The sequence below is a fragment of the Variovorax sp. MPBD4-3 genome, assembly GCF_058809745.1.
In genome coordinates, this window is record NZ_JBXASW010000025.1 from 32,152 (window position 1) to 53,446 (window position 21,295).

The following is a 21,295-nucleotide window of genomic DNA, read 5'->3' on the forward strand; positions in this document are numbered from 1 at the left end:
ACGACTTCCCGGACGAATGACCATGCGAGCCAGCGACGCGCAACGACAACACAAGACGGATGCCTTTCATCGCCTGCACGAGGGCCCCGCCCCGCTGGTTCTCGTCAACGCCTGGGATGCCGTCAGCGCCCGCATCGTCGAGCGCGCGGGCGCGGCAGCCATCGGCACCACCAGCGCCGGCATGGCCTGGTCGCTTGGGTATGCGGACGGCGAGCGCATGCCCGCCGGCGAGCTCGTCGCGGCCTGCGCGCGCATCTGCCGCGTGGCCGGCGTGCCGGTCAGCGTGGACATCGAACGCGGCTTCGGCGACAGCACGCAAGCGGTGCGCGACGTGGCCGGCGCGCTGGTCGACATGGGTGCGGCCGGCATCAACATCGAGGACGGCACGCAGCCGGGCACGCGCGAGCTGGCGCCGCCGGAGGTGCTGTGCGAGCGCATCGCCGCCATCCGCAAGCTCGACGCGCGCTTCTTCATCAACGCGCGCACCGACGCCTACTTCGTGCCCTGGGACGACCCGGCGGCGCGCTTCGGCGAGGCGCTGCGCCGCGCGCGGCTCTACGCGGCGGCGGGCGCGGACGGCATCTTCGTGCCCGGCATGTCCAGCCCCGAGGAGATCGCTGAACTGGCCGATGCCGTGCGACTGCCCTTGAACGTGTATGCCGGCCATGCAGGCGCCGCGCCGGCCGGCGAACTTGCGCGTGCCGGCGCGAGGCGCATCAGCCTGGGCTGCGGCCCGCTGCAATCGGCGCTGGGGCTCGTGGGGCGCATCGCCGGCGAAGCCTTCGCGCAGGGCCGGTTCGACGCGATGGGCGAGGGCATGCTGTCGGTGGGCGAGATCAACGGGCTCTTCCCCGCCACGCCCTGAGCCGCCTGCCTGCCGCCAGGGCGGGTTCGGGTAGGTTCGAGTACAGTGGGCGCCCCTTGCCGCAGCCGACCCCGCCAGAACCCATGTCCACGCACAGCATCCGCCTCGACGCGGTGACGCTGGTGCGCGGCAACCAGCATGTCTTCGAAGGGCTCACGCTGAGCCTGCAGGAAGCGCGCATCGGGCTGATCGGCGACAACGGGGCCGGCAAGAGCAGCCTGTTCCGGCTGATCAGCGGGCTCGACCAGCCGCAGCAGGGGCGCGTGACCGTGCACGGCCTCGATACGCAGGCCGACCGCAAGCAACTGTCGAAACACGTCGGGCTGATGTTCCAGAACCCCGACGACCAGATCATCTTTCCCACCGTGGCCGAGGAACTGGCCTTCAGCCTCACGGCACGCGGCGAGACGCGCCAGGCGGCGCGGCAGCAGGCGCGCGAGTTCCTCGCCCGGCGCGGGCTCGAGGCCTGGGCCGCGCGCGCGGTCGGCGAACTGAGCCAGGGGCAGCGCCAGCAGGTGTGCCTGCTGGCCTTGCAGATCAGCGAGCCCGCCACGCTGCTTCTGGACGAGCCCTTCGCCAGCCTCGACCTGCTGAGCCAGGCGCGGCTGGCCGCGCAGCTCGAAGACGGCGGCCACCAGATCGTCGTTTCCACGCACCTGCTCGAACAAGTCCACGACTTCGAGCGCGTGCTGTGGCTCGACCAGGGCAAGGTGCGTGCCGACGGGCCGGGCCGCGAGGTGTGCGAAGCCTATGCAGAGAACGTTCGCGAGCGCGCCGCGCTGGAGCGGGGGCGCCGTGCGTAGCCTTTATTCGGAACAGCCGACGTGGATGCACGCGATCGCGGCGTGGGCCAAGCTCGCGGTGCTGTCGGTGTGCGGCACGCTGCTGGTGCTGGTCGAGCGGCCTTTGACGCTGGCCGTGGCCTGCGTGGTGGTGCTGGGCATCTTCGCGTCGCTCGGGCCGCCTGCGTGGCGCCGCGTGCGCATGCTGCTCGGCGTGGCGATCGCGGGGGCGCTGATCATCGGCTTCCACTGGGCCATGGGGACGACCCCGCTGGGCGTGGCCAGCGCGCTGCGGCTCGCGAGCGCGGCCACGCTGGCGCTGATGCTGACGCTGACCACGCGCTTCGAAGACCTGCTGGCGGTGCTCGAAGCGGTGCTGCATCCGCTGCAGCGCGTGGGTGTGCCGACCGAGCGGATCGCGCTCGGCCTTGGCCTGATGCTGCGCTTCGCCGAAAATTTCTATGTGCAATGGCAGCGCCTGGACGACGCCTACCGCGCCCGCGCGGGCCACGGCGGCGGCCTGCGGCTGCTGGCGCCGCTGACCATCCGCACCCTGCAGACCGCCGAGCGCGTGGCCGACGCGCTGGCCGCACGGCTCGGCCGCTGACCGAGCCCCTTCTTTTTTTCTTCGATTGCGACCGACCGCCATGACCACCACCGGCTCCCTCAGTTCGTCCCGCTCACTGTCTTACATCGCGCTGTTCGCGGCGCTGATGGCGGTGTTCGGCCTGATCCCGAAGATCGACCTGCCTTTCGGCGTGCCGATCACACTGCAGTCGCTGGGCGTGATGCTCGCGGGCTGCCTGCTGGGCCCGCGCCGAGGCTTCCTGGCCATCGCGCTGTTCCTGCTGGCCGTGGCGCTCGGGCTGCCGCTGCTGCCGGGCGGCCGTGGCGGGCTGAGCGTGTTCGTGGCGCCGGCCGGCGGCTTTCTCTTCGGCTGGATGTTCGGTGCCTTCGCCTGCGGCCTGCTGATGCGCCTGGCGATGCGGCGCATGGCCGGCGCCACCGGCATGGGGCTGCTGGCGGCGGCCTTCCTGGCGTCGGTGGTCGGCGGCATCGGCGTGGTCTACGCCTTCGGCATCGTCGGGCTTTCGCTGATCGCCCACATGTCGCTGTCGCAGGCCGCGCTGGCGATGCTGGTCTTCATTCCCGGCGACCTCATCAAGTGCGGCATCTGCGCGATGCTCGTGCAGACGGTGATGCGCGGCATGCCGGGCTGGCGGCTCGACCGCGACTGATCGTCTTCTTCAGCCGGGCCGCGCGCCCTGACGGGTGAAGACCGTGGCCGACAGGTAGTCCTTGCGGGGGCCGCGCACCGTGTGCCGGATCTCGAACGAGCCGTCCGGCAGGAAGCGGTAGCTGCTGTCGTAGGTGTCTGGCGTGCACAGGTGCATGGCCGAGCCGGCGAGCGCCGTGCCGTCGCGCGCGATGCCGATGGCGTGGAACAGGCGCGGCGGGGTTTCGGCGAAGTGCACCACGAAGCCGCCCGGCGCGCGCTCGAAGAGGTATTCGCGATGCCCGTCGAATTCCTTGCCGTCGGCCAGCCGTATGCGGCCTTCCTCGCGGTACTTGAGCATGTCCTGGGCGATTTCCGTGAACACCGCGCTGCCGGTCATGGTGGCCTGGCCCTCGATGGTTCGCGCCAGGGCCCAGGCGCCCGCCAGCGCGTCGAACACGGTGTCCGGACCGTCCCAGGGAGCTTGGGGCGGAAGGATGGAGGAGGGGGGCTGCGCGCTCATCCCGGCACTCTACGACAAGCCGTTTTCTCCTTTTCGGAGCGGTGATTGTTTCCACCGTGTGAACACCGCGGTTCCGTTTGCTAAGGGTTTTTACTTAGATATCGGCGCACAATTCTTCCCATGGACCAGCCCTTCAGCTGATCCAGACCAAGAAACAAGAACCGAACCAATTGAAGGACATCCAAATGACCGCCTCGAAGCTCCTCTCCGCCATCTCCATCGCCCTGCTGGCCGCCGCCGGTGCCGCCCACGCCGAAACCTATGAAGGCGTGCATCAGCTGACTTCGGCCGCCAGCCGCGCCGACGTCGCCAGCCAGGCCGTCGTGGCCGCACACAGCGCCAACCCCTACGCCACCGGTGCCAACGCCGGCCCGGCCCAGGTGTTCGTGTCGAACACCAGCCGCGCTGCCGTCCGTGCCGACGCCGTTGCCGCCGCGCACAGCGCCGACCCCTACGCCGAAGGCGCTTCTTCGGGCGTGGCCCCCGTGGTCGCCAGCACCGTGGACCGCGCCGCGGTGCGCGCAGCAGCCCGTGCCGCTGCGCACGGCGACGCCCTGCCGCTGTAATCTTCGGCAGCATGCCCGCTTCGGTGGGCATCTTTCGATAAAAAGCCGGACCATGCAGATGCATGGGCCGGCTTTTTTGCATATGGCGACGCTCATGGCGGGCTCATACGGCGTCCGTATCATGGCCTGCATGCAAATCCAACATCTAGACATCAACCCCGGCCAAACTGCACTCATCTCCATCGATCTGCAGAACAGCAACGTCGCCCGGCAGCTTGCGCCGCATGCCGCCGCCGACGTGGTGCAGCGCGGCAAGCGCATTGCCGACAGCCTGCGCGAGGCGGGCGGCACCGTGGTCTGGGTAAGGGTGGACGTCAACGCGCTGTTGAGCCTGCCGGCGGATGCCTCCATCAGCCGGCCGGCCGGATCGCCCGTGCCGCCGCCCGAGTTCTCCGAACTGGTGCCCGAGCTCGGAGTGCAGGCCGCCGACGTGCGGATCACCAAGCGACAGTGGGGCGCTTTCTACGGCACCGACCTCGACCAGCAATTGCGCCGCCGCGGCATCAGGACGCTGCTGATGAGCGGCATCGCGACCAACTTCGGCGTCGAGTCGACAGCGCGTGCGGCCTTCGACCGTGGCTACGAACTGGTGTTCGTGGAAGACGCGATGACCTCGCTCGCGGCCGAGCCGCACGACTTCGCGAACCAGCAGGTGTTCCCGCGCATGGGCCGCGTGCGGTCGACCGAGGTGGTGCTGAAGGCCATCGCCACGGCTGCCGGGCAGCAGCAGCGCTGATTCAGCGGGCAGACAGCAGCCGCAGCGGGGCGACGAGGAAGGGCGCGGCGTCAACTGCGCCCGTCTCGTGGACCGTGACGAACCACCGCGCGGCCGCGCCATCCCCCGGCCGCGCGCACAGCGTGCCCGTGTAAAGCAGCCGCGCCGCTTGCGCGTCCTCGCAATGCACGGCGGTCTCGTCGCAGCAGGTGTCGGGCAGCGAGGCGTCGACGCGCTTCATCAGGCGCAGCGTGAGCCGCTCCGGCGCCCTCGTGCGTTCGCCCTGGCGGGCAGCGGGCACCGTCGCGCGCAGCCGCAGTTCGAGCGGCTCGCCGATGCGCAGGCCCTCGCCGCGCTCCAGCCGGATGTCCGCCAGCGCCACGCGCACGCGGCACCGCTCGCGCAGCGAGGTGCAGACGAACACCACGGTCAGCACTGAGAACATTGCGAACACCGGCAGGCCGACCAGCATCCAGAGCCATTGCCAGCCGCCGGCGAGCGCCCAGGTCATGGCCTGGAAGCCGAAGACCGCGAAGAAGGCCAGCACCGTGAGCGCGATCAGCCAGCCGAGCCGATCGGCGGGCGACTTCGGTGCGCGCTCGGTGGCCTGCGGTGCGCCCGAAGTCCATTGGTCCGGGAGCAGTTCGTCGATGGGCGGCAGGTCGATGGCGGGCTGGTGCTCTTGCATGAAGGCGCGGAGCATAGCTGCCGCCTCCGCCAAAAGGCGCATTGCCTTGCCGCTGGGCATCCCGCATGATGGTGTGGTGCGGAAGGGCGGGCCGCGAGACGTCATGCTTTCGCATTAATGCGCCATGGTGGTGCACTCGGGCGAAAATGCCAAGCGCTCCTGCCAGGAAAAACGAAAGCACGATCCTTCGCCGCCAAGGTGGCAACCCCTCACGCATGGCCCTTACTCTCGACCCCGAAGACACGCGCGGACGCATCCACGATCTCGTGTGGTGCGGCTTCTATCCCGATGCCGACGTCGAATGGATGATCACCGACGAGTATCTGGACCCCGACGAGCTCACGGGCGAAGACCGTGCATGGATCAAGGCCGAGGCCGCGCGCGCATGCGCCGCCAAGCGCGCCGCCGAGGCGGGCTGGCCCGCGCAGACCGAGTACGACCGGCTCGAAGCCGTGTTCGCGCAGTTGCGCGCCGAGAAGATCATCGCGCTGCACCGCGCCGGCAACACGCTGGCCGACGGGCATGACGACGTGCGCGAGCAATGGCGCGCCGCGGGGCGCCTGTCGTCGGGCATCCGCGGCTGCTGCTTCTATCACTCGCAGGACCTCGACACGGCGGTGCGTACCGGCCGGCTGCACCTGGCGTTCAGCGGCGGCATGATCCCCGAGATCGACCAGCGCGAAGCCAACACCGTCGTCGTCGGCCGCCGCATCGTCGAGCTGCTGCGCGCCGTGGGCTTCGGCGCGAATTGGAGCGGCGACATCAACGAGCGCATCGAAGCCGACCTCGGCCAATGGCGCAAGCGAGGCCCCTCCGCGTGAGCGTGCAGGCCTGGCAGCCGCCGCGCCGCATCGACGCCATCGATTTCTGGCTGCGCTCGCGGCTGCTGGCCACGGCCCATGCAGTGCGCGAGGCGCTGCGGCCTTCGGCCCGGCGCTGGCAGCGCGGCAGTCACGCGCTGTCCGATGCGCCCGTCATTGCGCAACACCGCACGCCCCTCTGGTCCGACGGCCGCGCCGATGAATTTCCGCTGGTGGCCGGCAAGGTGCAGAACCTGCGCGTGGCGCGGCGCGCCTTCGACGCGGTCGAGGTGCCGGCGGGCGAGCTGCTGAGCTTCTGGCGGCAGCTCGGGCGGCCCGCTGCCTGGCGCGGCTTCGTGGTCGGGCGCGAATTGCGCGGCGGCTGCGTGGTGCCGACGCTGGCCGGCGGCCTCTGCCAGTTGTCGAATGCGCTGGCGACGGTCGCCGCGCGCGCGGGTTTCGAGCTGGTCGAGCGCCACGGGCATACGGCGCGCATCGAGCAGGCCGGCGACGCCGATGGCGATGCGATCGATGCGACCGTGTTCTGGAACTACGTCGATCTCAAGCTGCGCGCCAGGCACGCATGGCGGCTCGAAGTGGAGCTGACCGACAGCGAACTGGTGTTGCGCATCCGCGCGCGTTCCCCGCTCACGGCGGCTGCTGCGCCGCTCGTGCTGCGGCGTGCGAACGCAGTGGATGTGCCAGCCGCATTGCCTCTGGCTCGCGGCTGCCTGAGCTGCGACCAGGCCGCGTGCTTTCGCCACCGCCCCCGCGTCGACATTGAACCGCAGGGGCGCACCGCCGTGCTGGTGGACGGCTGGACGCCGGAGTTCGCGCGCTACCTGCACGCCGCGCATCCGCAGGCTGAGCGCATGCAGCCCGTGCCGCTGCGGCTCGCGTTCTGGCGTCGGCCCGCGACCGGCTGGCAGCGCGAAGCCGTCGCGCAAGGCACGCAGGCCACGCAAGCGCTGTGGGCCGTGAGCCTGCGGCGGGCGCTGTGGCAGCGGCTCTGGGCGCGGCACGCGGGGCGGCGGCAGGCGAGCCTGATCGACGGGCAGCGCTGGCTCGCGCTGGCATTCGCCGCGCGGCTGAAGCCGGCGCACACGCAACTGGTGGTCGAACAATCGCTGCTGCCGCATCTGCAGCGCATTGGCGCGCTTGACGGACGCCGCGTCACCGTGCTGGCCGGCGCATTGCCGATGGCCGAGATCGAACGCCGGCTCGATGCCGCCGCGCACCGCTGGCCCGGCGATGAAACGCTGCGCGACTTCCGCGCCGACCCCGCGCTGGCGCGGGCCGAGGCGCAGGCCCTTGCACGCGCGGTGGCCGTGGTCACGCCGCATGCGCAGGCCGCGGCACGGATCGAGCGGCTTGCGCCACGGGCCGAGGTGGTGCGGCTCGACTGGGTGCTGCCCCAGGCCAAGGCCATTGCCGGTGGGCGCGCCGCCCCGCCCCTCGTCGTGTTCGCGGCAAGCGCACTGGCCCGCAAGGGCGCGCGCGAACTCGCCGCCGCGCTGCAAGGCTGGCCGTGCCGCCTGCGCGTGCTGGGCGCGCCGTCGAGCGACGCGCGGCTCTGGCAAGGCATTGCGCAGGTCGAGCACATGAACTGGCGGGGCGACGCGCTGGCGGGCGCCAGCGTGGTCGTGCTGCCGGCGCACATCGAGCATGCGCCGCGCGCGGTCTTGCGCGCGGTGGCGGCCGGCGTGCCGGTGGTGGCCTCGACCGCCTGCGGCCTCTCGGCCCTGCCTGGCGTGCGCGAGGTCGCGCCGGGCGACGTGGAATCGCTGCGCGCCGCCTTGCGCGCCGCCTGCAGTAACTGAACGGAGAACAACACACGTGGCATCGATCGAACAGGCCCGAGCGGCCCTGGCTCCCCACGGCGCGCTGGCGCCGCAGTCCGCGGCCGAGCACTGGCGCGGCGACATCGCGCTGCCGCCCGCCATCGAGGCTTTCTATGCGCAGGTCGGCCCGCTGGGCGACTGGATCAACGAGCGCGTGGGCCACGCGGGCCTCTCGATCCCGACCGCCGGCAACGATTTCAGTATCCCGCCGCTCGCGCGCCTGTGGCAGCTGCAGGCCGGCTACCGCTGGCACGGCATCACCGGCGAGCGACTGTCCGGCTGGCCCGACCATTGGCTGGTGGTGGCCGACCAGGGCGCGGACCCGTTCATCTTCGACCTGCGCACCGGCGCGATACAGTTCGCCTTCCACGGCGCGGGCGCGTGGCAGGACGACGAACCGATCTTTGCCGACATCCTCGAGATGGCCGCGTGCCTCGGCACCATGGGCCAGGTCTGGGAGGAAGCCGGCGACGACATCTTCCTGGACGACGATTCCGTCAATCCGCTGTACCGCGCGCGGCTGGTCGAACGGCTGGCACCGCTGCTCGGCGGTGCCGCGGCGGCGGAAGGGCTGGCGGCCGCGTTCGACTGGTAGCGGCGCCGCGCAGGCAGGCAATCAAGAAAAAGAACCCGGGAGCAATTCATGACCATCGACCTCCAGACGCTCAGGTGCGGCGAATGCGGCAGCAGCGTGCTCAAGCGCACGGGCCTCAACGAATACACCTGCGAGCACTGCGGCTCGGTCACGCTGGTCGAGGACAACGTGTCCGACCGGCTGGAGCGCGTGCTCGACCAGGTGAAGAACGAGGCCGGCCGGCGGCTCGCGGCCGAGGAGGCGCTCAAGCAGAAACTGATGCTGCGCAAGATCGGCATCGGCGTGATCGCGGTGCTCGGCGTGGTGCTGGTGGGGCGCATCGTGGGGCTGTTGATCGGCTCCGGCAAGCCGTCGCCCGATGCGCGGCCCGCTGCGGTGGCCGCGATCGACCGCACCATTCCGCCCGACGGGCTGAAGCTCGGCGAGCCGCGCCAGGTGCTGGTGGGCACCGGCAGCTCGGCCCTGCCCAAGCTGCTGGTGGTGGCGCGCAACGAGACCGGCAAGCCGCTTTCGCGTGCCGGCGTGCGCGCCATCTACTACGACGGCGACTCGCGGCTCGACGAGCGCAGCGAGATGCTGCCGGTGTCGGTGCTGCAGCCCGGCGAAAGCGCGCCTGCGCTCATCGACATGCCCAGCGGCAAGAACATCACGCGGCAGGAGCTGCGCGTGCAGAAACTGGCCGAGCCCTACAGCGCCACCGAGGGGCCGCGCATGACCTTCTCGCGCGTGCGGCTGGTGCAGCAGGGCGAGCGCGTGCGGCTTGTGGGCCGCGTCGCCAATGCGCGCACCGACGGCGTGGAGATCGGCGGCATCGAGGTGCTGGCCACGCTGTACGACGACGCCGGCCAGGTGATCGGCATCGGCCACGGCTACGGGCAGGCCAACGAGATCCAGCCGGGCGCGCAGACCTCGGTGGACGTCAGCATCGCCCGCTTCGGCCGTGCGGCTGCGGTCGCGGCTTGGGACTACCGCATCGGCTACAGCGTCGTCGGGGCTTCAGGCGCGCGCACGCCGGTGCTGAGCGCCGACCGCGTGATCCGCGCCACCGGCGGACCGGAGAACTTCAACCCCGAACTGCGGCTGGGCACCGACGACCTGCTGGCCAGCGACAGCGAGCGCTTCGACGCCAGGCAGCTGGAGCTGCTGCCGCTGATCGACGGGCGCAACAACATCCAGCAGCGGCTGTTCCTGACCGAGCTGGTGAACCGCAGCGCCGACGCGATCGTGCTGGCGCCGGGCGGCGTGATCTCGCGCTTCAGCGGCAGCAAGGCGCGCGGCACGACCAACATCTCGGGGCTGGCCTACCTGTATCCCGGCGAGCGCTTTCCCATCTTCCTCGAACCGGAAGACATGGAGAAGCTGACCGAGACCCGCATCGAGTGGAAGCCGATGCGCCGCGCCGCCATGCCGGGCCCGCGCAAGCCGCTGGAAGTGCGCGTGACGGGCACCAAGGCCCAGACCGGCAGCGTGCTGCTGAACTTCACCCAGCGCTTCACCTACAAGAGCGTGGAAGTGACGGGCAGCGTGAAGAACCCGGGCAACGGCATCGTCGGCAAGGTGCGGCTGTGGGTGAGCCTGCGCGACCGCGGCGGGCAGCTCACGGGCTTCAAGCTGGTGGAAAACCTGCCGGCCATCGCGCCGGGCGAGAGCGTGCCGTTCCAGGTGAACGTGGAGCAGAACGGCCGGGACTTCGCAAGCGTGACCACGCTATACCAAACCGAATAGCCCCTCCCGCGACGGCGTTGGGCGGTTCGCGCCATGATCGAGCCATGATTCCGTTATCGATCCTCGACCTCTCCCCGATCACCGAGGGCAGCGACGCCGCGCAGTCGTTCCGCAACTCGCTCTCGCTGGCGCAGCATGGCGAGAAGCTCGGCTACACGCGCTACTGGCTGGCCGAGCACCACGGCATGCCGGGCATCGCGAGCGCGGCCACGGCGGTGTTGCTGTCGTACGTGGGCGCGGGCACGTCCACCATCCGCATCGGCGCCGGCGGCGTGATGCTGCCGAACCACTCGCCGCTGGTGATCGCCGAGCAGTTCGGCACCCTCGAGTCGCTGTACCCGGGGCGCGTCGACCTGGGCCTGGGCCGCGCGCCCGGCTCCGACCAGCGCACCGCGCGGGCGCTGCGCCGCAACCTCGAATCGGATTCCGACCAGTTCCCGCAGGACGTGATCGAGCTGATGGACTTCATGTCGAAGAACCCGCAGCAGGCGGTGCGCGCGGTGCCCGGCGCGGGGCTTGAGGTGCCGGTGTGGATCCTCGGCTCCAGCACCTTCGGCGCGCAGCTGGCGGCGCACCTGGGGCTGCCGTATGCCTTTGCCTCGCACTTCGCGCCGCAGCAGATCATGCAGGCCATCCAGATCTACCGCGAGACCTTCAAGCCGTCGGCGCAGCTGAGCAAGCCGTACGTGATGCTGGGCTTCAACGTGTTCGCGGCCGACACCGACGAGGAGGCCGAGTTCCGCGCCACCTCGTGGCAGCAGGCCTTCGTGAACCTGCGCAGCGGGCGGCCCGGCCGCCTGCCGCCGCCGGTCGAGAACTACCGCCAGAAGGTCGGCCCCGCGGAAAACGCATTGCTCGACTCGGTGCTGTCGTGCTCCGCGGTCGGCTCGGTCGAGACGGTGAAGAAGGGCGTGGAAGCGTTCGTCGCGCGCACAGGCGCCGACGAACTCATGATCACTTCGCAGGTGTTCGACCACGCTGCCCGGCTGCGCTCCTACGAGCTGCTCGCCGCGGCCTTCGGCCAGACGGCGAAGCAGTAGCCCCGGGGCTCAGACCCGCTTGCGGGCTTCCTCGTCCACGAGGTCCTTCTTCGAGAGCTTGCCCACGGCGGTCTTGGGCAGTTCCGCGCGAATCTCCAGCGCGCCGATCATCTCGTGCTTGCCGAGGCGGTCTTTCAGGAAGGCCTTGAGCGCATCGAGCGTCAGCTCGCCCGCGCCTTCCTTCAGCTTCACGAAGGCCTTGGGCGACTGGCCGCGGTATTCGTCGGGAATGCCGATCACGCAGACCTCTGCCACGGCGGGGTGCTCGTACACCGCTTCTTCCAGCACGCGCGGATAGACGTTGTAGCCGCCGCACAGCAGCATGTCCTTGGTGCGGTCGACGATGTAGAAATAGCCGTCGGCGTCCATCTTCGCGACGTCGCCGCTGCGGAAGTAGCCGTCGGGCGTCATCGACTCGGCGGTGGCCTTGGGGTTGTTCCAGTAGCCCTTCATCACGTTCGGACCCTTGATGCAGAGCTCGCCCGCTTCGCCGAACGCGGTGACGTCCTTCGACGGATCGTCCAGGCTCACCAGCTTGATGCGCACCTGCGGCAGCGGCATGCCGCACGAGCCTGCCTTGCGAACGCCGCGCGCGGGCGTGAAGGTGCCCACGGGCGAGGTCTCGGTCATGCCCCAGCCTTCGTTGAGGTGGCAGCCGGTGAGTTCGAAGAAGCGCTGCTCCACCTCCACCGGCAGCGGCGCGCCGCCGGAGCCGCAGAACTTGAGCGAGCGCAGGTCCATCTCCTTCGCCTTGGGGTGCGAGAGGATGGCGGTGTACATCGTCGGCACGCCGGGAAACACGCTGATCCTGCTGGCGGCCAGCTCGTTCATCACCGCATCCACGTCGAAGCGCGTGTGCAGCACCAGCGCGGCGCCCAGGCGAACGCCGAGCAGCATGGCGGCGCTGAGCGCGAAGATGTGGAAGAGCGGCAGCACGACCAGGAAGCGCTCGCTGCCCTCGTCGAGGATCGGCGGATCGCCCCTGGTCGACTCGTAGTACTGCGCCGAGGCCGACGTGAGGTTGGCGTGCGTGAGCATCGCGCCCTTGGGCAGGCCGGTGGTGCCGCCGGTGTACTGCAGCACGACGATTTCCTCGGCCAGGTCACCGAGCGGGTGCGTCTGGTGCGTGCCTTCGCTCTTGAGCAGGTCGGTGAAGCGAAGATGGCGGTCGTCGGTGGGCACGGGCGCGATCTGGCCGGCGCCCTGCAATTGGGCCTGCACCTTGTCGCCCGCGGCGCCGTAGTCGCCGAGGCTGCCGACCACCAGCTTGCGCAGGCGCGAGCTGTCGAGCAGGCGCGCCATCTGCGGATACAGGTTGACGAGGTCGAGCGTGATGAGGATGTCGGTGCGGCTGTCCTCGATCTTGTGGGCCAGCACGCGCTCGGCGTCGAGCGGCGAGTAGTTCACCACCGTGCCGCCGGCTTTCAGCACGGCGAAGAAGGCGATCGGGTAGTGGGGCGTGTTCGGCAGGTACAGCCCCACATGCACGCCGGGCTTCACGCCCAGGTCCTGCAGGCCCTTGGCGGCACGCTCGACGGCCGCGCCGAGCTGGCGGTAGGTGATGGCCTGGCCCATGAACTCCACGGCCGAATGGTCGGGCCAGCGCGCGACGGCTTCGTCGAGCATCTGCTGCACCGGCTTGACGGGCAGCTCGGCGTCCCAGCGCATGCCGGGCGGGTAGTTGCGCGTCCAGGGGGTGTCGTTGCCGGACCGGGCGGCGGGGAAGGGGGTGGCCATGCGTCTTGTCTCCGCTGTGCTTTTGCGGCACTTTAGCGCCGGCCTTTCGCATCGCGCAGCGGCAGCTGACAAGCCGGCGACACGGGTTTTCCCGATTTCCCACACACCGGGAGCCCCTAACGCGAGGCTGGGACAATGGCGGGCTTATGGCAAAGCAACGGATCGTGGTGGGACTGAGCGGCGGGGTGGACTCCGCGGTGACGGCGCACCTGCTCAAGCAGCAGGGGCACGAGGTGGTCGGCATCTTCATGAAGAACTGGGAAGACGACGACGACAGCGAATACTGCTCGTCGAACATCGACTTCGTGGATGCGGCCAGCGTGGCAGACGTGCTGGGCATCGAGATCGAGCACGTCAACTTCGCAGCCGACTACAAGGACCGCGTGTTCGCCGAGTTCCTGCGCGAATACAAGGCGGGCCGCACGCCCAACCCCGACGTGCTTTGCAATGCCGAGATCAAGTTCAAGGCGTTTCTCGACCATGCCATGCGGCTGGGCGCCGAGAAGATCGCCACCGGGCATTACGCGCGTGTTCGCCTGAACGAGGCCACCGGCAAGCACGAGCTGCTGAAGGGGCTCGACCCGTCGAAGGACCAGAGCTACTTCCTGCACCGCCTGAACCAGGCCCAGCTGTCGAAGACGCTGTTCCCGGTGGGCGAACTGCACAAGACCGAGGTGCGCCGCATCGCCGAGGAAATCGGCCTGCCCAATGCGAAGAAAAAAGACTCGACCGGCATCTGCTTCATCGGCGAGCGGCCTTTCCGCGATTTCCTCAACCGCTACATCTCCAAGGAGCCGGGCCCGATCAAGGACGACCGCGGCCGCAAGCTGGGCGAGCACCAGGGGCTGAGCTTCTACACGCTGGGGCAGCGGCAGGGGCTGGGCATCGGCGGCGTGAAGGAGAAGGGCGCTCAGAGGGGCTCGGGCGACCATTCGCCCTGGTTCGTGGCGCGCAAGGACGTCGAGAAAAACACGCTGTGGGTGGTGCAGGGGCATGACCATCCGTGGCTGCTGTCGTCGGAACTGAAGGCGGACGATGCGAGCTGGGTGTCGGGCGAGGCGCCCGTCGCCGGGAGCTACGGCTCGAAGGCGCGCTACCGCCAGGCCGACGCGGCCTGCGAGATGGGGGCGGGCGACGGCGGCAATGCGGCGGCGTTCAGCCTGCGCTTCGGCGAGGCGCAATGGGCCGTGACGCCGGGCCAGTCGGCCGTGCTGTACGACGGCGAACGCTGCCTGGGCGGCGGCGTCATCGTCTGATTCAGGGAGCCGAGCGCACCGATTCGTCGACCTGCACGAGTTCGAGCGGGTAGCGCTTGCCGGCGAGGTAGTCTTCCACGCACTGCAGCAGCAGCGGGGTGCGATGCCGCGCCACGCTGGCGCGGATTTCGTCCGGCGTCATCCAGAGCGTGCGCACGATGCCGTCGTCCAACGCGCGGCCCGCCTCGAAGGCGCCCAGCGTGCCGGTGAAGCAGAAGCGCATGTAGGTCACGTCTTCGCCGCGCTCGGCCAGCGGACGGGAGCGCGCCATGTAGATGCCGACCAGCGCCGTGGGCGTGAAGTGGTGAGCGGTTTCCTCGAGCGTTTCGCGCACGCAGCCCTCGGCCGGCGATTCGCCGGGGTCGAGGTGGCCGGCGGGCGTGTTGAGCCTCAGGCCGTCGCCGGCCTGTTCTTCGACGAGCAGGAAGCGCCCGTCGCGTTCGATCACCGCAGCCACGGTGACATTGGGTTTCCAGCGCGTGGCGGCAGCCATCTTTTCTTGTCCTTGTTGTGTTCTAGCGCAGCACGTAGCCGCTGAAGCGCCACATGCGGTCGCGGTCGAGGTGAAAGCTCACGAGTTCGCGCAGCGTGCTGTCGGGGCGGTTGGCGAAGCGGGTTTCGTATTCGATGCTGACATATTGGCCGTCGGTGTCGTGGTCGGGGTCGGCCACGACCTGGCGGTTGACCGCGACCCATGTTCGCATGCGCGGCGCGCCGAGTGGCGCACGGCTGCTGGCGACCTGGTCGATGAATTCGGCGCGCGTCACGCGCTTGCGGGTGGCGGCCGTGGCGCCGTCCCAGAGTTCGCCGGTCTTGGCCTGGTCGATCATCTGGATCGCCTGCATGCCGCCTCGCACCATGTCGCCGGCCTCCACCTCCTGGGCGGCGGCCGGACCGATCCAGCTCCAGGACAGCATGGCGGCGAGCAGCAGCCTGATCATGGGTTTCATTCGTCTCGCTTCGATATGACCAAAGACCTTTGGAGACTTCAGCGGGGCATAGATTCCCCGCAGGCCTGTGAGCGTGCGCTTCCGATCTTGAGCACGCTGTCCGCGTCGATCGTCTCGAGGCGGTATCCCAACCCGTATATGGCCAGCAGCAGGAAGCCATTGGAAGGGCGCAGGTCGAGCTTGGTGCGCAGGCGCGAGACATGCGTGTCGAGCGAGCGCGACAGCGCCTCGATGCCCAGCCCCCACACGGCTTCGTGCAGGTGCTCGCGCGACAGCAGCCGCCCGATGTTCTGGAACAGGAACAGCGCCAGTTCGTACTCGCGGTTCTTCAGTTCGACCTCCTTGCCATGCACTTTCAGTACCCGTGAAGGCGGATAGAAGTGATAGGGACCGAACACCAGTTCGGGCTCGTGGCGGGCGGGGTAGGAGCGGCGAAACAGCGCATTGACGCGGGCTTCGAGCTCGCCCGCCCTGATGGGCCTGGCCATGAAGTCGTCCGCGCCGGCGTTGAGCCCCTCGATCATGTCGTCCTCGTCGCGACGGTCGGTCACGAACAGGATGGGCAGCCGGCTCTTGAGATCGACCCGGATGCTCTTCACCACTTCGGGGCCCGCCATGTCGGGCAGGTTCCAGTCTAGTATGAGCAGGTCGAAGGTTTGCCGGCGCAGCGACTGCAGCAGCACCTTTCCTGCAGTGAACGTATGGCACTCATGGCCGAGCGCCACCATGGTTTGGTTGATCAGCCTGCGTTGGTCGGGGCCATCGTCGAGTACAGCAATACGCATTCCATCCCTCTTTTTCCTCCCTTCGCCAGCCTCCATGAGCTGGCGATAGGAGGCGCAGTCTATCCACCGGGCACTGGCGCGAGAAAAATAGGGATGCAACTAATGCACGCTATTCTGATTTTTATAAATCGATCTAATAACAATTAGCTACTTTTAAATGCAGATATCGGGTTTTAAATAATCGGTTCTATTGACTTGTTAGCGAACTTGTTAATTCAAGGTGTTGCCGCAGGCTTGCCGTGGTGTCCAGGTCGATCCGAGTGCCATATGCAGGCTATCGAATACCCGAATTTGCTATCAATTGAATAGCTGCTAGGCCAGCAAACACAGGCCTTCCAAAAGAAGCGGGAAGGGAATCTGCGCGACAACGGCGGGCTGTAATCTTGCTGTAAGCTCTGCCCGCATTCCGTGTGCCCCCTTTGCTCTGAGGAGAACTCTATGCTGATAGGCGTGCCTGCCGAGACACTGGCTGGCGAAACCCGAGTGGCCGTGACACCCGAGACGGTGAAGAAACTTTCGGCCTCGGGGCACACGGTGCGCGTGCAGTCCGGGGCCGGCGTTGCAGCCAGCGTGACCGATGCGGCGTACCAGGCCGCGGGCGCGGAGATCACCGACCGGGCCGGCGCCTTCGGCGCCGACATGGTGCTCAAGGTGCGCACACCCACCGACGACGAGACCGCGCTGCTCAAGTCCGGCGCCGTCGTCATCGGCATGCTCAATCCATTCGATGCGGCCGGCCTGCAGCGCCTGGCCGCGGCCGGCGTCACCGCCTTCGCGCTGGAAGCCGCGCCGCGCACCACGCGCGCCCAGAGCATGGACGTGCTCTCTTCTCAGGCCAACATCGCCGGCTACAAGGCCGTGATGATCGCGGCCGACAAATACCAGCGCTTCTTCCCCATGCTCATGACGGCGGCCGGCACCGTGAAGGCCGCGCGCGTCGTCATCCTGGGCGTCGGCGTCGCGGGCCTGCAGGCCATTGCCACGGCCAAGCGCCTGGGCGCCGTCATCGAGGCCTCCGACGTGCGCCCGAGCGTGAAAGAGCAGATCGAATCGCTGGGCGGCAAGTTCATCGAAGTCTCCTACGACACCGATGAAGAAAAGGAAGCCGCCGTCGGCGTCGGCGGCTACGCCAAGCCCATGCCCGCGAGCTGGCTGGCGCGCCAGCAGGTCGAGGTGGCCAAGCGCGTGGCGCTGGCCGACATCGTCATCAGCACCGCGCTCATCCCCGGTCGCGCCGCGCCCACGCTCATCACCGAGGACATGGTCAAGGCCATGAAGCCGGGTTCGGTGATCGTGGACATCGCCGCAGGCAAGGGCGCCGATGGCGTGGGCGGCAACTGCCCGCTGTCGGAAGCCGACAAGACGGTGGTCAAGCACGGCGTGACCATCGTGGGCGAGACCAACCTCGCGGCGCTCGTGGCGGCCGACGCATCGGCGCTCTATGCGCGCAACGTGCTCGACTTCCTCAAGCTCATCGTCACCAAGGAGGGCGCGCTGAAGATCGACCTCGAGGACGACATCGTCGCCGCCTGCCGCATGACGCAGGACGGCCAGGTCACCCGCAAGTAAGCCAGCGAACACGCGAGGAGAAGAGCAAATGGATCCCGTATCCCATACCGTCATCAACCTGATCATCTTCGTGCTGGCCATCTACGTGGGCTACCACGTGGTGTGGACCGTCACGCCCGCGCTGCACACGCCGCTGATGGCCGTGACCAACGCGATCTCGGCCATCGTCATCGTGGGCGCCATGCTGGCGGCCGCGCTCACCACCACGCCGCTGGGCAAGACCATGGGCGTGCTGGCCGTGGCGCTGGCCGCGGTGAACGTCTTCGGCGGCTTCCTGGTCACGCGGCGCATGCTGGAGATGTTCAAGAAGAAAGAAAAGAAGAGCGCCCCCAAGGCCGAAGAGGGAGCCGCCAAGTGAGCATGAACCTCGTCACGCTGCTGTACCTGGTGGCCAGCGTCTGCTTCATCCAGGCCCTGAAGGGGCTGTCCCATCCCACCACCTCGATCCGCGGCAACATCTTCGGCATGACCGGCATGGCGATCGCCGTGCTGACGACCATCGCGCTGATCCACGGGCTGACGCGCTCGCTCGGCGTGAACTTCGCCACCGGCATCGGCTGGGTGCTGGCGGCCGTGGTCGTCGGCGGCGGGCTGGGCGCCTTCATGGCCAACAAGGTCGAGATGACCAAGATGCCCGAGCTGGTCGCCTTCATGCACAGCATGATCGGCCTGGCGGCGGTGTTCATCGGCGTGGCCGCGGTGGCCGAGCCCTGGGCCTTCGGCATCACGGCCGCGCCCGTGGCCGCGCTCATCGGCGCGCAGACGCCCGACGGCGCCGTGGTGCTGGACGGCTTCGTGCGCTACGCCATTCCGTACGGCAACCGGCTCGAACTGTTCCTGGGCGCGGCCATCGGCGCCATCACCTTCAGCGGCTCGGTCATCGCCTTCGGCAAGCTGTCGGGCAAGTACAAGTTCCGCCTGTTCCAGGGCGCGCCGGTGCAGTTCAAGGGCCAGCACATGCTCAACCTGGTGCTGGGCCTGTTGACCATCGCACTGGGCCTGCTGTTCGTGGCCACCGAGAGCTGGGGCGCGTTCTTCGCGATGCTGGCGCTGGCCTTCGTGATGGGCGTGCTCATCATCATCCCGATCGGCGGGGCCGACATGCCTGTGGTGGTGTCGATGCTCAACAGCTACTCGGGCTGGGCGGCCGCGGGCATCGGCTTCAGCCTGAACAACGCGATGCTGATCGTGGCGGGCTCGCTGGTGGGCTCCTCGGGCGCCATCCTGAGCTACATCATGTGCAAGGCCATGAACCGCTCGTTCTTCAACGTGATCCTGGGCGGCTTCGGCGGCGAGGCGGCCACCACCGGCGGCGCGGCCAAGGAGCAGCGCCCGGTGAAGACCGGCAGCGCCGACGACGCGGCCTTCGTGCTGGGCAACGCCGAGACGGTGGTGATCGTGCCGGGCTACGGCCTGGCGGTGGCGCGCGCGCAGCATGCGGTGAAGGAGCTCGCGCAGAAGCTCACCGACAAGGGCATCACCGTGAAGTACGCCATCCACCCGGTGGCCGGCCGCATGCCCGGCCACATGAACGTGCTGCTGGCCGAGGCCGAGGTGCCCTACGACCAGGTGTTCGAGATGGAGGACATCAACGGCGAATTCGGCCAGGCCGACGTGGCGATCATCCTGGGCGCCAACGACGTGGTGAACCCCGCCGCGCACACCAAGGGCAGCCCGATCTACGGCATGCCCATCCTGGAGGCCTACAAGGCCAAGACCGTCATCGTGAACAAGCGCTCCATGGCCGCCGGCTATGCGGGCCTGGACAACGAACTGTTCTACATGGACAAGACCATGATGGTCTTTGGGGATGCCAAGAAAGTAGTGGAAGATATGGGCAAGGCCATCGAATAGGCCCGGGTCCGTGCCGCGCCGAGCGGCGCGCTTCCTCTCGGCGCCGCTTCGTGCGCCGTTTTCGTTTTCAACAGTCCGACCCCCGGAGGAGACAAATCCAATGACCGATCGTCCCTGGCTCAGCAGCTACCCGCAGGGTGTGCCCGCAGATATCGATGCATCGCACTACCCCTCGCTGGTTGCGCTCATGGAAGAGAGCTTTTCCAAGTACGCCGACCGCACGGCCTACAGCTTCATGGGCAAGGACATCAGCTACGGCGAGACCGACAGGCAGAGCAAGGCCTTCGCGGCCTACCTGCAGGGACTGGGCCTGGTGAAGGGCGACCGCGTCGCCGCGATGATGCCCAACTGCCCGCAGTACCCGATCGCGGTCGCGGCCATCCTGCGCGCCGGCCTGATCCTGGTCAACGTGAACCCGCTCTACACGCCGCGCGAACTCGAGCACCAGCTCAAGGACTCGGGCGCGAAGGCCATCGTCATCATGGAGAACTTCGGCACCACGCTGCAGCAGTGCATCGCGTCCACGCCGATCAAGCACATCGTGCTGGCCTCCATGGGCGACCGCCTCGGCTTCCTGAAGGGCGCGCTGGTCAACTACGTGGTGCGCAACGTCAAGAAGCTGGTGCCCCACTTCAGCCTGCCCGGCGCGGTGCGCTTCAACGACGCGCTCGACAAGGGCGCGAGCGGCTCGCTCAAGCCGGCGGCCATCGGCCCCGACGACGTGGCCGTGCTGCAGTACACCGGCGGCACCACCGGCGTGTCGAAGGGCGCGGTGCTGCTGCATCGCAACGTGATCGCCAACGTGCTGCAGTCCGAAGCCTGGAACGAGCCGGCCATGGCCAAGGTGCCGGCCAACGAGCAGCCCACGGGCGTGTGCGCGCTGCCGCTGTATCACATCTTCGCGTTCACGGTCGGCATGATGCTGAGCATGCGCACGGGCGGCAAGCTGATCCTGATCCCGAATCCGCGCGACATCCCCGCCGTGCTGAAGGAACTGTCGAAGCACACGATCCACAGCTTCCCGGCCGTCAACACGCTGTTCAACGGCCTGGCGAACCACCCCGACTTCAACACCGTCAATTGGAAGAACCTGAAGATCTCGGTGGGCGGCGGCATGGCCGTGCAGGCCGCGGTGGCCAAGCTCTGGCTCGAGAAGACCGGCTGCCCCATCTGCGAGGGCTACGGCCTCTCGGAGACCTCGCCGTCGACCACCTGCAACCCGACCAACAGCACCGCCTACACCGGCACCATCGGCCTGCCGCTGCCGAGCACATGGCTCAAGCTGCTCGACGACGAAGGCAACGAAGTGCCCATGGGCGAGCGCGGCGAAATCGCGATCAAGGGCCCGCAGGTGATGGCCGGCTACTGGCAGCGTCCCGACGAGACCGCCAAGGTCATGACGCCCGACGGCTACTTCAAGAGCGGCGACATCGGCGTGGTCGACGAGCGCGGCTACTTCAAGGTGGTCGACCGCAAGAAGGACATGATCCTGGTGTCGGGCTTCAACGTGTACCCGAACGAGGTGGAAGACGTGGTGGCACTGATTCCGGGCGTGCTCGAATGCGCGGCGGTCGGCGTGCCCGACGAGAAGACCGGCGAGGCCGTGAAGCTCGTGATCGTGAAGAAAGACCCGTCGCTCACCGAGGCGCAGGTGCGCGAATACTGCCGGGCAAACCTTACGGGTTACAAGCAGCCGCGAATCGTAGAGTTTCGTACCGACATGCCGAAGACGCCGGTCGGCAAGATCCTGCGCCGCGAGTTGCGCGACGCCAGAAAGTAAGGGTTCGG

22 protein-coding genes are annotated in these 21,295 nt (G+C 68.4%); 16 read left to right on the forward strand and 6 right to left on the reverse strand.

The genetic code is table 11. The features are described from left to right. Window positions 1-22 precede the first annotated feature (22 nt). From AC1RVW_RS16320 to AC1RVW_RS16335, 4 genes are all read left to right on the forward strand, one after another. Window positions 23-865 carry an isocitrate lyase/PEP mutase family protein gene (locus AC1RVW_RS16320; RefSeq protein ID WP_493201119.1) on the forward strand — a complete coding sequence of 281 codons (843 nt, stop codon included), beginning with the start codon at window positions 23-25 and terminating at the stop codon, window positions 863-865. Window positions 866-948: 83 nt separating this feature from the next. Then, complete coding sequence (locus AC1RVW_RS16325; RefSeq protein ID WP_493201121.1) at window positions 949-1,668, forward strand: energy-coupling factor ABC transporter ATP-binding protein; 720 nt, start codon at window positions 949-951, stop codon at window positions 1,666-1,668. Further along, entirely contained in the window at window positions 1,661-2,254 is a 594-nt protein-coding gene (locus tag AC1RVW_RS16330) for an energy-coupling factor transporter transmembrane component T family protein (protein WP_106937594.1), read from the forward strand. The genes AC1RVW_RS16325 and AC1RVW_RS16330 overlap by 8 nt, the downstream gene beginning before the upstream one ends. Window positions 2,255-2,294: 40 nt before the next feature. Further along, window positions 2,295-2,885, forward strand: a complete 591-nt coding sequence (locus AC1RVW_RS16335) for a biotin transporter BioY (RefSeq protein ID WP_081270743.1) — start codon at window positions 2,295-2,297, stop codon at window positions 2,883-2,885. Window positions 2,886-2,894: 9 nt separating this feature from the next. Here AC1RVW_RS16335 and AC1RVW_RS16340 read toward each other — a convergent pair whose 3' ends face one another. Continuing rightward, window positions 2,895-3,386, reverse strand: a complete 492-nt coding sequence (locus tag AC1RVW_RS16340) for a DUF6314 family protein (RefSeq protein ID WP_285411541.1) — start codon at window positions 3,384-3,386, stop codon at window positions 2,895-2,897. 185 nt (window positions 3,387-3,571) lie between these two features. On the opposite strand from AC1RVW_RS16340, the gene AC1RVW_RS16345 reads away from it, so the two are divergent. Together AC1RVW_RS16345 and AC1RVW_RS16350 are read left to right on the forward strand one after the other, a co-directional pair. Then, window positions 3,572-3,952 carry a helicase SNF2 gene (locus AC1RVW_RS16345; RefSeq protein ID WP_081270745.1) on the forward strand — a complete coding sequence of 127 codons (381 nt, stop codon included), beginning with the start codon at window positions 3,572-3,574 and terminating at the stop codon, window positions 3,950-3,952. 130 nt (window positions 3,953-4,082) lie between these two features. Then, window positions 4,083-4,688 carry an isochorismatase family protein gene (locus tag AC1RVW_RS16350; protein ID WP_493201124.1) on the forward strand — a complete coding sequence of 202 codons (606 nt, stop codon included), beginning with the start codon at window positions 4,083-4,085 and terminating at the stop codon, window positions 4,686-4,688. Window position 4,689: 1 nt separating this feature from the next. Here the strand turns inward: AC1RVW_RS16350 and AC1RVW_RS16355 are convergent, their stop codons facing one another. Beyond that, the gene (locus AC1RVW_RS16355; protein WP_493201126.1) at window positions 4,690-5,370 is read right to left on the reverse strand and encodes a hypothetical protein; all 681 of its coding nucleotides are present in this window, start codon (window positions 5,368-5,370) and stop codon (window positions 4,690-4,692) included. A gap of 200 nt (window positions 5,371-5,570) precedes the next feature. On the opposite strand from AC1RVW_RS16355, the gene AC1RVW_RS16360 reads away from it, so the two are divergent. The 5 genes from AC1RVW_RS16360 to AC1RVW_RS16380 are packed head-to-tail and all read left to right on the forward strand — an operon-like array spanning window position 5,571 to window position 11,356. Next, a complete protein-coding gene (locus tag AC1RVW_RS16360) occupies window positions 5,571-6,176 on the forward strand; it encodes a DUF6891 domain-containing protein (RefSeq protein WP_493201128.1) in 606 nt (201 codons plus the stop codon). Next, on the forward strand, window positions 6,173-7,975 hold the full coding sequence (locus tag AC1RVW_RS16365) for a VanW family protein (protein ID WP_493201130.1): 1,803 nt from the start codon (window positions 6,173-6,175) through the stop codon (window positions 7,973-7,975). Before AC1RVW_RS16360 ends, AC1RVW_RS16365 begins: the two co-directional genes overlap by 4 nt. Before the next feature lie 16 nt (window positions 7,976-7,991). Beyond that, window positions 7,992-8,591 (forward strand): hypothetical protein, encoded by a 600-nt coding sequence (locus AC1RVW_RS16370; RefSeq protein WP_106935994.1) that lies wholly within the window; start codon window positions 7,992-7,994, stop codon window positions 8,589-8,591. A 48-nt stretch (window positions 8,592-8,639) separates the two neighbouring features. After that, complete coding sequence (locus AC1RVW_RS16375) at window positions 8,640-10,316, forward strand: FxLYD domain-containing protein (RefSeq protein ID WP_493201131.1); 1,677 nt, start codon at window positions 8,640-8,642, stop codon at window positions 10,314-10,316. A 44-nt stretch (window positions 10,317-10,360) separates the two neighbouring features. Beyond that, window positions 10,361-11,356, forward strand: a complete 996-nt coding sequence (locus AC1RVW_RS16380; RefSeq protein WP_081270750.1) for an LLM class flavin-dependent oxidoreductase — start codon at window positions 10,361-10,363, stop codon at window positions 11,354-11,356. 9 nt (window positions 11,357-11,365) lie between these two features. Here AC1RVW_RS16380 and AC1RVW_RS16385 read toward each other — a convergent pair whose 3' ends face one another. Beyond that, window positions 11,366-13,093 carry a long-chain-fatty-acid--CoA ligase gene (locus tag AC1RVW_RS16385; RefSeq protein ID WP_493201133.1) on the reverse strand — a complete coding sequence of 576 codons (1,728 nt, stop codon included), beginning with the start codon at window positions 13,091-13,093 and terminating at the stop codon, window positions 11,366-11,368. A gap of 146 nt (window positions 13,094-13,239) precedes the next feature. On the opposite strand from AC1RVW_RS16385, the gene mnmA reads away from it, so the two are divergent. Further along, window positions 13,240-14,349 (forward strand): tRNA 2-thiouridine(34) synthase MnmA, encoded by a 1,110-nt coding sequence (gene mnmA, locus AC1RVW_RS16390; protein ID WP_493201135.1) that lies wholly within the window; start codon window positions 13,240-13,242, stop codon window positions 14,347-14,349. 1 nt (window position 14,350) lies between these two features. On the opposite strand, the gene AC1RVW_RS16395 is transcribed toward mnmA, so the two are convergent. Genes AC1RVW_RS16395 through AC1RVW_RS16405 form a run of 3 tightly spaced genes read right to left on the reverse strand, consistent with a single transcriptional unit; the run spans window position 14,351 to window position 16,084 of the window. Continuing rightward, entirely contained in the window at window positions 14,351-14,842 is a 492-nt protein-coding gene (locus AC1RVW_RS16395) for an NUDIX hydrolase (protein WP_106935989.1), read from the reverse strand. Between the two features lie 22 nt (window positions 14,843-14,864). After that, window positions 14,865-15,299 carry a DUF4019 domain-containing protein gene (locus AC1RVW_RS16400; RefSeq protein ID WP_493201137.1) on the reverse strand — a complete coding sequence of 145 codons (435 nt, stop codon included), beginning with the start codon at window positions 15,297-15,299 and terminating at the stop codon, window positions 14,865-14,867. 38 nt (window positions 15,300-15,337) lie between these two features. Then, complete coding sequence (locus AC1RVW_RS16405; protein ID WP_493201139.1) at window positions 15,338-16,084, reverse strand: response regulator transcription factor; 747 nt, start codon at window positions 16,082-16,084, stop codon at window positions 15,338-15,340. Between the two features lie 438 nt (window positions 16,085-16,522). Between AC1RVW_RS16405 and AC1RVW_RS16410 the strand changes: the two genes are divergently transcribed. The 4 genes from AC1RVW_RS16410 to AC1RVW_RS16425 all read left to right on the forward strand — a co-directional run bounded on the left by AC1RVW_RS16410 (window position 16,523) and on the right by AC1RVW_RS16425 (window position 21,287). Then, window positions 16,523-17,653, forward strand: a complete 1,131-nt coding sequence (locus AC1RVW_RS16410; RefSeq protein WP_081270756.1) for a Re/Si-specific NAD(P)(+) transhydrogenase subunit alpha — start codon at window positions 16,523-16,525, stop codon at window positions 17,651-17,653. A 28-nt stretch (window positions 17,654-17,681) separates the two neighbouring features. Continuing rightward, the gene (locus tag AC1RVW_RS16415; RefSeq protein WP_081270757.1) at window positions 17,682-18,011 is read left to right on the forward strand and encodes an NAD(P) transhydrogenase subunit alpha part 2; all 330 of its coding nucleotides are present in this window, start codon (window positions 17,682-17,684) and stop codon (window positions 18,009-18,011) included. Continuing rightward, window positions 18,008-19,507, forward strand: coding sequence for an NAD(P)(+) transhydrogenase (Re/Si-specific) subunit beta (locus AC1RVW_RS16420; protein WP_081270758.1), 1,500 nt, complete (start codon window positions 18,008-18,010; stop codon window positions 19,505-19,507). The genes AC1RVW_RS16415 and AC1RVW_RS16420 overlap by 4 nt, the downstream gene beginning before the upstream one ends. Before the next feature lie 100 nt (window positions 19,508-19,607). Continuing rightward, a complete protein-coding gene (locus AC1RVW_RS16425; RefSeq protein WP_493201141.1) occupies window positions 19,608-21,287 on the forward strand; it encodes a long-chain-fatty-acid--CoA ligase in 1,680 nt (559 codons plus the stop codon). The last annotated feature ends 8 nt before the right edge of the window (window positions 21,288-21,295 follow it).

Coding starts and splice junctions, on each gene's coding strand:
- AC1RVW_RS16335 (WP_081270743.1), top strand. CDS start 2,295: ATGACCACCACCGGCTCCCTCAGTTCGTCCCGCTCACTGTCTTACATC.
- AC1RVW_RS16325 (WP_493201121.1), top strand. CDS start 949: ATGTCCACGCACAGCATCCGCCTCGACGCGGTGACGCTGGTGCGCGGC.
- AC1RVW_RS16350 (WP_493201124.1), top strand. CDS start 4,083: ATGCAAATCCAACATCTAGACATCAACCCCGGCCAAACTGCACTCATC.
- AC1RVW_RS16425 (WP_493201141.1), top strand. CDS start 19,608: ATGACCGATCGTCCCTGGCTCAGCAGCTACCCGCAGGGTGTGCCCGCA.
- AC1RVW_RS16320 (WP_493201119.1), top strand. CDS start 23: ATGCGAGCCAGCGACGCGCAACGACAACACAAGACGGATGCCTTTCAT.
- AC1RVW_RS16395 (WP_106935989.1), bottom strand. CDS start 14,842: ATGGCTGCCGCCACGCGCTGGAAACCCAATGTCACCGTGGCTGCGGTG.
- AC1RVW_RS16375 (WP_493201131.1), top strand. CDS start 8,640: ATGACCATCGACCTCCAGACGCTCAGGTGCGGCGAATGCGGCAGCAGC.
- AC1RVW_RS16400 (WP_493201137.1), bottom strand. CDS start 15,299: ATGAAACCCATGATCAGGCTGCTGCTCGCCGCCATGCTGTCCTGGAGC.
- AC1RVW_RS16340 (WP_285411541.1), bottom strand. CDS start 3,386: ATGAGCGCGCAGCCCCCCTCCTCCATCCTTCCGCCCCAAGCTCCCTGG.
- AC1RVW_RS16415 (WP_081270757.1), top strand. CDS start 17,682: ATGGATCCCGTATCCCATACCGTCATCAACCTGATCATCTTCGTGCTG.
- AC1RVW_RS16360 (WP_493201128.1), top strand. CDS start 5,571: ATGGCCCTTACTCTCGACCCCGAAGACACGCGCGGACGCATCCACGAT.
- AC1RVW_RS16405 (WP_493201139.1), bottom strand. CDS start 16,084: ATGCGTATTGCTGTACTCGACGATGGCCCCGACCAACGCAGGCTGATC.
- AC1RVW_RS16355 (WP_493201126.1), bottom strand. CDS start 5,370: ATGCTCCGCGCCTTCATGCAAGAGCACCAGCCCGCCATCGACCTGCCG.
- AC1RVW_RS16380 (WP_081270750.1), top strand. CDS start 10,361: ATGATTCCGTTATCGATCCTCGACCTCTCCCCGATCACCGAGGGCAGC.
- AC1RVW_RS16410 (WP_081270756.1), top strand. CDS start 16,523: ATGCTGATAGGCGTGCCTGCCGAGACACTGGCTGGCGAAACCCGAGTG.
- AC1RVW_RS16385 (WP_493201133.1), bottom strand. CDS start 13,093: ATGGCCACCCCCTTCCCCGCCGCCCGGTCCGGCAACGACACCCCCTGG.
- AC1RVW_RS16345 (WP_081270745.1), top strand. CDS start 3,572: ATGACCGCCTCGAAGCTCCTCTCCGCCATCTCCATCGCCCTGCTGGCC.
- mnmA (WP_493201135.1), top strand. CDS start 13,240: ATGGCAAAGCAACGGATCGTGGTGGGACTGAGCGGCGGGGTGGACTCC.